Genomic DNA, 11,970 nt, shown 5'->3' on the forward strand with positions numbered 1-11,970 from the left:
CTCGATTTTTTGGTAATCGAGGTTAGCGAGTCGCGATATCAATACCCTCTGTGGCGATTTTCGCCAGGTGTTGGATTTCTGACTCGGTGATGATGTATGGAGGCATCATATACACTACGTTGCCAAGGGGTCGCAATAGGCAATTATTTTTCAATCCATGCTCAAAGACCCTCAAACCACGTCGTTCCTGCCATGGGTAAGGGGTTTTACTGGACTTGTTTTGAACCATTTCGATGGCCAGGACCATGCCGTGTTGTCTGACATCGGCGACATGGGGGTGGTCGATTAAGTGCTGAGTTGAGTCCCACATGCATTTACTCAACGCCTTGTTGGCTTCGATCACGTTATCCTGAGCGAAGATATCCAGTGTGGCAAGTGCTGTCCTGCAGCCGATGGGGTTTCCCGTGTAACTATGGGAGTGTAAGAACGCTTTCAGTGTTTCATACTCATCATAAAAAGCATCGTAGACATGATTTGTGGTGAGTACAACGGACAACGGCAGGTAGCCCGCAGTTAATCCCTTTGATAAACACATAAAGTCCGGGGTAATTCCGGCTTGCTCACAGGCGAACATGGTACCCGTGCGGCCAAAGCCGACCGCAATTTCATCAGCGATGAGATGGACATTGTATTTTTCGCAGGCTGCTTTCAAGCGGGTCAGATAAATTGGGTGGTACATGCGCATGTGTCCTGCGCATTGAATTAATGGCTCCACGATGACAGCGCAGATTTCATCTCCCTGTTCTGCCAGTAGTTTTTCCATATGGGCGAACTGACGCAGAGAATAATCCTCCCAGCTTTCGCCTGGATCTCGATTATAACAGTCAGGAGAAGGCGCAGTCAGAATCTCCAGTAACAGCGGTTCATAGGTATCTTTATAGAGTGATACGTCGCCAACGGATAGCGCGCCGAGGGTTTCGCCATGATAACTGTTTGCCAGATTAACGAATTTTGTTTTACGAGTGTTCCCGCTATTGCGCCAGTAGTGGAAGCTCATTTTGAGGGCGACTTCAATGGCGGATGAGCCATTGTCTGCATAGAAACATTTGTCGAGTCCTCTGGGGGTGACCTGGACAAGTCGCTCCGATAACTCAATCACCGTTTCGTGGGTGAATCCCGCGAGAATAACATGCTCAAGCGTATCCAGTTGTTCTTTAATCGCGTCATTAATTCTCGGATTACAGTGACCGAAGATGTTTACCCACCAGGAACTGATCGCGTCGATGTATCGATTACCTTCGAAATCCTCCAGCCATACGCCATCGCCTTTCTTTATGGGAATAATGGGCAGGCGTTCGTGATCCTTCATTTGGGTACAGGGATGCCAAAGTGCGTTCAAATCCCTCGCCATTAAATCCTGATTGATCGTGTGTGCATGAGTGGGTTTATTTCGATTCTGGTGACTCAAGTGACCCCCTATGTCATTTGTTTGGTGTATGAATTGTGATAAGTCCCCTAGAGTAACGGACTCTGGTAACACTCGAAAGAGGGTCTTGGACGAATGTGGATAATTATCCTGAACTAATTGTGAAAAAAATTATCCAATCGTCTAAATTAACGGTCTTGTATTGCGTTTTTAATTGGCGGTACCTCTGAAATCAGGAGTAAATGTCCCGTGGGTTTACAAGGCCGGTTAACAAGGTGAACAGGGGAATGAAGCATGAGTATTCAAACACGTAAAAACGAGAAGGAAAGTAAACCGTTATGATTGATTTAAAACGCCGGTATGTTTGGTGGATTATTTTTCTCGCATCGTTAGGGCCCCTGGCTACTGCGTTTTGGCGTGCATTTACGGGAGATTTGGGGGCTGACCCTGGAAAAGAGCTTGTGGAGTTTCTGGGTATTACTGCACTCGTGTTTCTGTTGATCACCCTGTCCCTGACACCGCTAAAAATGATAACCAAGTCGGCGCAGGTCATTCGATTCCGAAGAATGCTGGGACTGTACTGCTTCTTTTATGCATTGTTGCATGTGACGGGCTATCTATTGTTTCTGGCCAATTGGGCTGATTTCCTGGAGGACATTTTGAAGCGGCCCTACATTACATTGGGCTTTCTGGCGTTTGTGGTACTGACTGTACTGGCATTTACATCGCCAAAAGCCATGGTGAGACGATTGGCGCGCAATTGGAAGAAACTGCATCGTTTGATCTATATCGCAGCGGTGCTGGTGATCATTCACTTTCTCTGGCAAGCCAAAGCTGATATTACAGAGCCGGTTGTTTATGGATTGATCACTGCGGTTCTGCTGTTGTTTCGGTTACCGGTCGTGCAGAGAGTATTGCGTTAGTTTTCAGGTGATGGATGGTTGACCAACCTTGCAGGCTTCAGTTGCAAAGTTGGCCTCGTCCCTGGTTACTTTCTCGGGTCGGCTTGTTGGTGCGGAGGTTATTTGGAGAGACCGTTCGCAACAAATGACTCATGATCATGAATCATGCTTTCCAAGTGGTCAGCCAACTCCACCAGTTGCTCATGATTGAGCTCGCTGATTAGCTTTTTAATCAGTGATCGAATGCCTTTTTGTACCTGGGCGATACTGAGGTCAGTGGTCTTCTTGGTGAAACCGCCGAAGTTGATCAGCGAGGTCGGCTCCTGATAATAGTACCTTACGCCTTCATCAACCAGTTCGCACAGGGCTTCGATAACATCATGGATATAGCCATCTTTCTCGCCGTCCGAGCGAACGGTTTCCAGCAGTTGTTTAGCTTTGCCATGCAGCTCGTCATGCAATGCAAACACCAGAACGAATTCACCGGTTTCAGGATGCTGGAACAACATGTTTTCCAGATATAGACTGATCGCCCGCATTTCTGCTGCGTCGCGCTTTTTGAAAAACTGTTTGATAACGAGATCCAGTCCCGCCATAACCGCTTTAATACCGGTATCTGCAGTTTTCTTTGCCACGGGGTGTAAAGGTACAATTTCAGTTGGTTTGTGATAGTAACTGCGCAATCCAAATTGAGTCAGCTCAGAAACGATTTCAGCAGCTTTGCGGTTAATCTCCTTCGAATCATGTGATTCAGAAGTTTTAATACGTTCCACCGTTTTAATTGCTGTGGTGTGCAGGTTCTCATCGATTACAAAACCCCAGTAAGCGCTGGCTTTTGTCATTTTTACAGCTCCTAAGTTGACAATATCTCAGTTTGACTGGCTACAACTTACCAATTATATGTGCCATTAATCATTGGCTAATATTACTGTAACAAAATGTACGGTTGGCCAACTACGCTTTTCTTTCAAATGCGTCGTTTTGATCACAAAAAAGGTTGTAGTGCCGGCCGCCAGGTTCATTTCGGTGAAACCTGGCGCATTTCAATGATATCCAGCACTAAAGTGGCGGACAGTGTTGGGAATTTAGCGAGTGTGAAATCGTGTTAAATTTTATGCTTTGCTCACCAATGCATCCAAATTTAGGTTTTCCCAGATTTTCAAACTGGGTGCAGCTTGGTTCAAGGTATAAAAGTGTATTCCAGGAACTCCTTCCTGAAGCAGGGTGGAGCACATTTCGGAAACCACTTCTTCACCGAATTTACAAATGCTCTCAACATCATCTCCGTAGGCTTCCAGTTGCTTACGAATCCAGCGTGGAATCTCTGCGCCACACATATCACTGAAACGAACTAGATTGGCGTAATTGGTGATGGGCATGATGCCCGGCACTATCGGAATATCGATTCCCATTGCTTCCACCCGGTCGATAAAATAAAAGTAGGCATCGATGTTATAGAAATACTGGGTAATTGCGCTATTGGCACCGGCATCGACTTTCTTCTTGAAGTTGATCAAGTCGGCTTCCGCGTTTGTGGCCTGTGGGTGAAATTCCGGGTACGCCGCCACTTCAATACTAAAGTGGTCTCCACTGTGTTCGCGGATAAACTCAACCAATTCATTTGCGTACCGTAGCTCACCATGAGCGCCCATGCCGGAGGGCAGGTCGCCCCGCAAGGCAACAATTCGATTGATATTGTTCTCTTTGTACAGGTTTAACAATTCAGTTAAATCGTTACGGGTTGCCCCGATGCAGGATAAGTGGGGGGCAGTATCAATACCTTGGTTGTGCAATTTTAATACGGTATCGATGGTGCGCTCCTGAGTTGAGCCGCCCGCACCATATGTCACCGAGAAGAAGTCCGGACATTTAGTCGCCAGCTCATCGCGCACGGTTTGTAGTTTTTCCATGCCTGCTGGTGTCTTGGGCGGGAAAAACTCAAAACTGAAGCGACGCTGGATTTGATTTTGACTGTTCATCTGAGACCTCGTTCTTCGGACACAATCGTCCTGTTTATCAGCGGTTGTGCTGAAAATAATGCCGTAGAGTATATCCGGGGGATTTTCCCGCATGAAAGCGGGAAAACAGGATGGTTTTGCCAGGCACCCCGTGAGGTGCCTGGTTAGCAAACCCGTGTACTTAGACTTTTGGAGCCATGAACCGAGTGGGCTTGCGCGTTGTACCCTTGATCCTGGTACTGTTTAAACTGAACCTTAATATTTGTAGCTTTCTGGTTTGTAAGGCCCTTCAACGGATACATTGATGTATTTCGCCTGATCGGAAGTGAGTTTGGTCAATACACCACCAAATCCTTCAACCATGTCTTTTGCCACTTCTTCATCCAGTTTCTTGGGCAGTACTTTAACGTAGATGCCTTCTGCTTTCTGATCTGCAGGCAGGTCAGCGAATTTTCGCTCGTACAAATACATTTGCGCCAGTACCTGGTTGGCAAAGGAGCCGTCCATGATGCGCGAAGGGTGGCCTGTTGCGTTACCCAGATTGACCAGGCGACCTTCAGAGAGCAGCAGCAGGTGATCATTGTTTTCCCGGTCACGATAAACTTTGTGAACCTGCGGCTTGATTTCCTGCCAGTCCCACTGTTCGCGCATGAAAGCCGTATCAATTTCGTTGTCGAAGTGGCCGATATTACAGACTACAGCACCGCTTTTCAGTGCCTTCAGCATGTTTTTGTCGCACACATTGATGTTTCCGGTCGTGGTTACAATCAGATCCGTGTTTGCAAGGAGGGCTTTATCGATGTTATTTTCGGTGCCATCGTTGTCGCCATTCAGGTAAGGAGAAACCACCTCAAAACCGTCCATGCACGCTTGCATTGCACAAATTGGATCGATTTCGGTGATCTTGACGATCATGCCTTCCTGACGCAGTGAAGCAGCAGAGCCCTTACCAACGTCACCGTAACCGATAACCAGTGCTTTTTTACCGGACAGCAGGTGATCGGTTGCACGTTTGATCGCATCGTTCAAGCTGTGGCGGCAGCCGTATTTGTTATCGTTTTTGGATTTGGTTACGGCATCATTTACGTTGATTGCCGGAACTTTCAATGAGCCTTCTTCCATCATTTCAAGAAGACGGTGCACACCCGTGGTGGTTTCTTCGGAAATGCCGTGGATTTGATCCAGCAGTGCGGGGTATTTTTCATGACAAATCTGAGTCAGGTCACCGCCGTCATCCAGAATCATGTTGGCATTCCAAACGTCACCATCTTTGAGAATGGTTTGCTCAATACACCACCAGAACTCTTCTTCAGTTTCACCTTTCCAGGCGAAAACAGGAATTCCGGCAGCTGCAATCGCTGCAGCAGCATGATCTTGAGTGGAAAATATATTGCAGGAGGACCAGCGAACATCTGCACCCAGTTCAACCAATGTTTCGATCAGAACGGCTGTCTGGATAGTCATATGGATACAGCCCATGATTCGTGCATCGGCCAACGGCTTCTGGTCGGCGTATTTACGGCGCAGTGCCATTAACGCAGGCATCTCTCCTTCTGCGATTTCAATTTCGCGACGGCCCCATTCCGCGAGTGATATATCGGCGACTTTATAGTCGGTGAAGTTTTTTAGTTGTTCTGCGGGTGAATTCATGTCTGACTCCGTTGCCATTTTGTGGCGTTTTAGATGTTCAAGCTTATTTTGATGTTACTCTAACAGGAGGCGACGGCCTCCTGTTTTGGCGACCGGATCAGATGCCAGCCGCTTGTCTCAATGCGTCAGCTTTGTCTGTTTTTTCCCAGCTGAAACCGTCACCGGTACGACCGAAGTGTCCGTAAGACGCTGTCGGGCGATAGATTGGGCGACGCAGATCCAGCATTTCGATCAGGCCAGCAGGGCGCAGGTCGAAGTGTTCACGCACCAGCTCGGCAATCTTGTCATCGGAAATTTTACCGGTACCGAAGGTATTCAGACTGATAGAAGTGGGCTCGGATACGCCGATTGCGTATGAAACCTGGATCTCACACTTGTCTGCCAGTCCAGCCGCAACGATATTTTTCGCAACATAACGACCCGCGTAGGCTGCTGAGCGATCCACCTTGGATGGATCTTTGCCCGAGAATGCACCGCCACCATGGCGAGCCATTCCACCATAAGTGTCAACGATGATTTTTCGACCGGTCAGGCCGCAGTCTCCCACCGGGCCGCCAATGATGAACTGACCGGTTGGGTTTATGTGATACTTGGTGTCGGTGTGAAGCCAGTCCGAAGGCAATACGGGTTTGATAATTTCTTCAAGCACCGCTTCCTGAAGATCGGATTGACTGATCTCTGGATTGTGTTGAGTTGAGAGAACGACCGCATCAACAGCAACGGGTTTACCGTTTTCATAGCGCAAGGTGACCTGACTTTTTGCATCTGGACGTAACCAGGGCAATACACCTTTTTTGCGCATCGCTGCCTGGCGTTCAACCAGTCGGTGCGCATAATAAATGGGTGCTGGCATCAATACGTCGGTCTCGTTGGTTGCATAACCGAACATCAGACCCTGATCACCTGCACCGAGGTCTTTGGAATCCGCTTCGTCAACCCCCATGGCAATGTCTGCAGACTGTTTACCGATCGCATTCAATACCGCACAGGATGCACCGTCGAAGCCAACATCTGAACTACCGTAACCAATATCCAGGATGACCTCGCGAACCAGATCTTCCAGATCAATATATGTTGATGTTCTCACCTCGCCAGCGATTACAACCATACCGGTCTTAACCAGTGTTTCCACTGCGACTCGGGCGTGGGCATCTTCACTGATGATCGCATCCAGAATCGCGTCGGAAATCTGATCTGCCATTTTATCCGGATGGCCTTCTGACACTGACTCAGAGGTGAATATTGAATATTCGCTCATGTTATTTTTTCCTGTATCGGTTGTCGTTACCAAGTTCGACGGTTAGAAAAAATCGACGGTCTAAAATCGGCCTGTCGAGGTGCTTTCACTCCACAAATTAATTGGAATTTATAAATTTTCGGGCCTGGATCTGAAAACCGTTTCGCAGTCCAATGTAAAGGGACTCGCTCTCCTCCAGTCCAGATTGAATGGCCCATTGTGTTAATTCCTGGGGCTCGAATCCCAGCCATAAATCGCCACAGTTTGTTTTTGCCCAATCCTGATCATGGTGGCACAGGTCGGTCAGAATCATCACGCCACCGGGCTTGAGCAGTGCCTGGCTGTCCCGGAAGATATCTCGCGGGCTGGCGACATGGTGTAGAACCATGTTCAGGACAATAGCATCTACAGTCAGTTTTTGCGCAACCGCAACATCGGTTTCCCCGTAAATAAACTCGATGTTGTCGAGTTTATGCTCTGCGGCGTGCTGCCGGGCAGCATTGAGCATGTCTGACGAGTTATCCAGTGCGTAGACTTTGTTAAAGCCTGTGCTTAAGTCACTGAGAAATGAACCTTTGCCAGGGCCAATTTCCAGTGCGCTGTCCCGTGTTTTCAATGATTCATTGAACAGCAGTTCTTTCGCGGGGTCGGCATATTGCTCGTAGGCCGCAATAAGCTCCTGTTGTTCCCGGAATTTCTCTGCATTTTTGGCGAAGAACAATCGGGACTGTTCTGCCCGTTGTGCTCGAATTGCCTTAATTCGATCCATTCGTTCGGTTTCAATTGGTGTCTGGTCAACCAATTCGAGCAGTGTCTGAATCGCGTCACTTTGCGGGTCGTTTACACGCGCCAACGGGCGACGATAGAAAATAGAGTTGCCCTCCCGTTGCGTTTCAGTCAGCCCCACATTATTCAAAACTTTCAGGTGATGGCTCATGCCGGACTGTTTGGTATCGAACAGGTTGCAGAGTTCGAGCACACCGAAGGAGTCGGTTTCCAGTACCCTTAAAATCTCCAGTCGCAACGGATCAGCACTGGCTTTAAGTACTGCAGCCAATGTGGTGGTGTTCAGGGCTGGTTGGGTCACCTGAGACACTGCTCCATCGTAACTGCCTGTATCGTCATTTTGGCTGGTGCAGGGTTCTGTGCCGGAATCATTTTTATTGTTTGCCATGTAGTTCATGGAGGAAGTCTAGCAACGGTTTTTAGTGTTGACAACAGCTATATCAAAAAAAATTGATATAGCTGTTGTTGTAGGCAAAAGTTGGAGGTGAAAGTTGGAGTAGATGTCAGCGTGAAAGTAAGGCAGCTGTGAGCTAATGGGGGCGTTTTGTTATATCCTGTTGAGCTGTTTTTCCGGGATGGAAAGCAGCAGTGCTCGTCGTTCTTTGAGGCATCGTTGTTATTTAGGGCAGGAGAACAGGTGAAACCGTTGGTATTGATAATCATTGATATTGAGGTTAATCAGGATAATTTGCCTAAATATGTGATTCCAGTTTGCGACAGGAGGCCGATTAAGCGACAATAGGCGACTTTTTTCACGTCGGCCAAGATATGTTCGATTTCATTTTGTGTCTTCGTATGCAATTTGACCATCGGAATTGCCCGGATGTTGAATTCAATTATTATTAACCGTTGAGTGTAAGCGCCACCTGATTGGGCGTTTGTAAGCGAGTTAACGATTGTAAGTGTAACCACCGTTTGTAAGTGTAAACTATTGTTTTGGGGGAAAATTGATGCCTGCTCGCAAAGACCTCGCGAATGCCATTCGTGCACTGAGTATGGATGCCGTGCAAAAAGCTAAATCTGGCCATCCAGGTGCTCCGATGGGAATGGCGGATATCGCCGAAGTGTTGTGGAATGACTATCTTCGTCACAACCCTGCTAATCCAGACTGGATTAATCGTGATCGGTTTGTGTTGTCCAATGGCCATGGCTCGATGCTGTTATATTCCCTGTTGCACTTAAGTGGTTACGATGTATCGATTGATGATCTGAAAAACTTCCGTCAATTGCACTCCAAAACACCTGGTCACCCGGAATATGGTTATACGCCTGGCATTGAAACGACAACCGGGCCTCTGGGGCAGGGTATCGCTAACGCGGTCGGTATGGCTCTCGCGGAGAAAATACTGGCAGACCAGTTCAATCGTGAAGGCCATTCAATCATTGACCACTTCACCTATGCGTTCACCGGTGATGGCTGTTTGATGGAAGGTGTTTCCCATGAAGTCTGTTCATTGGCAGGAACACTGGGCTTAGGTAAGTTGGTACTGTTTTATGACGACAATGGTATCTCGATTGATGGTGAGGTAGAAGGCTGGTTTACCGATGATACACCCAAGCGTTTTGAATCCTATGGCTGGCAGGTTATTGCCGGTGTAGATGGCCATGACGCAGACGAAATAAAAGCAGCCATTGAAACGGCCCGTGAGGATTTAACCCGTCCAACACTCATTTGCTGCAAGACTGTGATCGGATTCGGGTCACCCAACAAACAGGGTACCGAAAGCTGTCATGGTGCACCGCTGGGCGATGATGAAATTGCGGCAACCCGTGAGAATCTGGGCTGGAGCCATCCTGCTTTTGAAATTCCGGCGGAAATTGCATCCTCCTGGAACAAGCAATCTGCTGGCGCAGCTTTTGAAGGTGAGTGGGATGAGCAGTTTGCCGCATACCAGGCTGCCTTCCCCCAACTGGCCTCTGAACTGAAGCGGCGTATGGCGGGTGAGTTACCAGAAGACTTTACGGCCAAGGCGAATGCTTATATCGCTGACTGTCAGGCGGCAGGTGAAACCATTGCCACCCGTAAAGCATCGCAGAACAGCATCAATGCATTGGCCCCTGAGCTGCCTGAATTGCTCGGTGGTTCGGCTGACCTGGCGGGTTCCAACCTGACCCTTTGGAGCGGTAGTAAAGGGGTGCGCGCTGATGATGCATCCGGTAACTATGTATTTTACGGTGTGCGCGAATTCGGCATGTCGGCCATGATGAACGGTATAGCGTTGCATGGTGGTTTTATCCCTTATGGAGCGACTTTCCTGGTGTTCATGGAATATGCACGTAATGCTGTCCGCATGTCTGCATTAATGAAGCAACGAGTGTTGTATGTCTTCACCCATGATTCCATTGGTCTGGGCGAAGATGGTCCGACGCACCAGCCTATCGAACAACTTTCAAATTTGCGCCACACGCCTAACATGAATACCTGGCGCCCATGTGATGCGGTAGAGTCAGCAGTATCCTGGAAATATGCAGTAGAACGACAGGACGGGCCTTCAGCGTTGATCTTTTCCCGACAAGGGTTAGCTCATCAGTCTCGTTCCAGTCAGCAGGTGAGCGATATTGAGCGTGGCGGTTACATCTTGTCCGATAGTGAAGGGCATCCGGACTTGATTTTGATTGCAACGGGCTCTGAAGTGGCTCTTGCTCAAGAGGCTGCGATTCAGCTGAGGGACAATGGCCAGAATGTTCGGGTTGTATCTATGCCTTGTACAGAGGTGTTTGACACTCAGGACGCCGAGTATAAAGAGCAGGTGTTGCCACTGGATGTTCCGGCACGGATCGCAATCGAAGCGGGTATTGAGGACTTCTGGTACAAGTATGTCGGACTGGATGGTCGCATTGTTGGCATGAGCAGTTTCGGAGAATCCGCACCGGCAGGTGAACTATTCCGCGAGTTTGGTTTTACCACCGAAAATATCGTAGCTGTTGCGCAGGATATCTTGGGCTAGGTATATCAGACTGAATCATGAGCTATCGTGTCGCAATAAACGGGTACGGTCGGATCGGGCAGTGTGTGCTCAGAGCGCTCTATGAAAATGGTTATCGCGACGCATTAAATATCGTCGCGATAAACGAGCTATCTGATGTGGATACGATTGCGCATCTGACTCGTTATGATACCACTCATGGTCGCTTTCATGGTGAAGTCCGGGCTGTGAAGTCTTCACACTCTGGAATGTCGGGGTTGTCTGCGTTCAATCGACTAATCGTGAATGATGATGAAATTGCGGTTCTGCGGGCTGAACATCCTCTGGATTTACCTTGGGATCAACTCGACATCGACCTTGTGCTGGAATGTACTGGCGCGTTCAGTGATTATCCTTCCGCCAGTACGCATTTAAGTGCGGGGGCGAAACGGGTTCTGCTATCCCAGCCGGGTGCTCCGGATATGGATCGAACGATCGTCTACGGCATTAACCATGACGAGTTGAAGGCTCAGGATCGTGTGGTTTCCAATGCCTCCTGTACCACAAACTGTATTGTTCCGGTTATCAAGGTGTTACATGAAGCGCTGGGAATCAAGCGCGGAACCACAACAACTCTACACTCGGCAATGAACGATCAGCCGACCATCGATGCTTATCACCATCATGACCTGAGGCGTACCCGTAGCTCGATGCAAAATATGGTACCGGTTGATACCGGACTTGCAAAAGGCATTGAACGCTTATTGCCCGAAATGAAAGGGTGTTTCACCGCGATGGCTGTCCGTGTGCCGACGATCAATGTATCGGCAATCGATCTCACCATTGAAGTTGAAAAAGCCACGGATATTGATACCGTAAATGAGATACTCAAATCCGCCAGCGAGAATGGTTTGTCAGGTGTTCTGGGATATACCGAAGAGCCCTTGGCGTCCAGTGATTTTAATCATGATCGGCGCTCTGCCATTGTGGATGGCAGTCAGACGCTGGTGAGTGGTAAACGCCTGGTTAAAGTATTTACCTGGTTTGATAATGAGTGGGGTTTTGCCAATCGCATGCTGGATGTGGCAAATACCTGGCTTTCAAAATAGTTTTTCTGGAATCAGTTTCCGGACACAGTTTATTTTTCTATTGAGCAGTAAGTCGT

9 protein-coding genes are annotated in these 11,970 nt (G+C 48.4%); 3 read left to right on the forward strand and 6 right to left on the reverse strand.

Translation table 11 applies throughout. The features are described from left to right. Window positions 1–22: 22 nt before the first annotated feature. On the reverse strand, window positions 23–1,408 hold the full coding sequence (locus OLMES_RS08405; protein WP_232465295.1) for an adenosylmethionine--8-amino-7-oxononanoate transaminase: 1,386 nt from the start codon (window positions 1,406–1,408) through the stop codon (window positions 23–25). A 296-nt stretch (window positions 1,409–1,704) separates the two neighbouring features. On the opposite strand from OLMES_RS08405, the gene OLMES_RS08410 reads away from it, so the two are divergent. Next, the gene (locus OLMES_RS08410; protein WP_087460852.1) at window positions 1,705–2,289 is read left to right on the forward strand and encodes a protein-methionine-sulfoxide reductase heme-binding subunit MsrQ; all 585 of its coding nucleotides are present in this window, start codon (window positions 1,705–1,707) and stop codon (window positions 2,287–2,289) included. 98 nt (window positions 2,290–2,387) lie between these two features. On the opposite strand, the gene OLMES_RS08415 is transcribed toward OLMES_RS08410, so the two are convergent. From OLMES_RS08415 to OLMES_RS08435, 5 genes are all read right to left on the reverse strand, one after another. Continuing rightward, entirely contained in the window at window positions 2,388–3,110 is a 723-nt protein-coding gene (locus OLMES_RS08415; protein ID WP_087460853.1) for a hypothetical protein, read from the reverse strand. Window positions 3,111–3,380: 270 nt separating this feature from the next. After that, on the reverse strand, window positions 3,381–4,247 hold the full coding sequence (metF, locus tag OLMES_RS08420; protein ID WP_087464395.1) for a methylenetetrahydrofolate reductase [NAD(P)H]: 867 nt from the start codon (window positions 4,245–4,247) through the stop codon (window positions 3,381–3,383). A 234-nt stretch (window positions 4,248–4,481) separates the two neighbouring features. Then, window positions 4,482–5,876, reverse strand: coding sequence for an adenosylhomocysteinase (gene ahcY, locus OLMES_RS08425; protein ID WP_087460854.1), 1,395 nt, complete (start codon window positions 5,874–5,876; stop codon window positions 4,482–4,484). A 97-nt stretch (window positions 5,877–5,973) separates the two neighbouring features. Further along, window positions 5,974–7,134, reverse strand: coding sequence for a methionine adenosyltransferase (metK, locus tag OLMES_RS08430; protein WP_087460855.1), 1,161 nt, complete (start codon window positions 7,132–7,134; stop codon window positions 5,974–5,976). 97 nt (window positions 7,135–7,231) lie between these two features. Then, window positions 7,232–8,287: an ArsR/SmtB family transcription factor gene (locus OLMES_RS08435; RefSeq protein WP_087464396.1), complete on the reverse strand. Its 1,056-nt coding sequence runs from the start codon at window positions 8,285–8,287 to the stop codon at window positions 7,232–7,234. A gap of 562 nt (window positions 8,288–8,849) precedes the next feature. Between OLMES_RS08435 and tkt the strand changes: the two genes are divergently transcribed. Then, window positions 8,850–10,847, forward strand: coding sequence for a transketolase (gene tkt, locus OLMES_RS08440; RefSeq protein ID WP_087460856.1), 1,998 nt, complete (start codon window positions 8,850–8,852; stop codon window positions 10,845–10,847). Window positions 10,848–10,864: 17 nt separating this feature from the next. Further along, window positions 10,865–11,914, forward strand: coding sequence for a type I glyceraldehyde-3-phosphate dehydrogenase (gene gap / locus OLMES_RS08445; protein ID WP_087460857.1), 1,050 nt, complete (start codon window positions 10,865–10,867; stop codon window positions 11,912–11,914). Window positions 11,915–11,970 lie beyond the last annotated feature (56 nt).

This window comes from Oleiphilus messinensis (genome assembly GCF_002162375.1).
Classification (GTDB): Bacteria; Pseudomonadota; Gammaproteobacteria; order Pseudomonadales; family Oleiphilaceae; genus Oleiphilus; species Oleiphilus messinensis.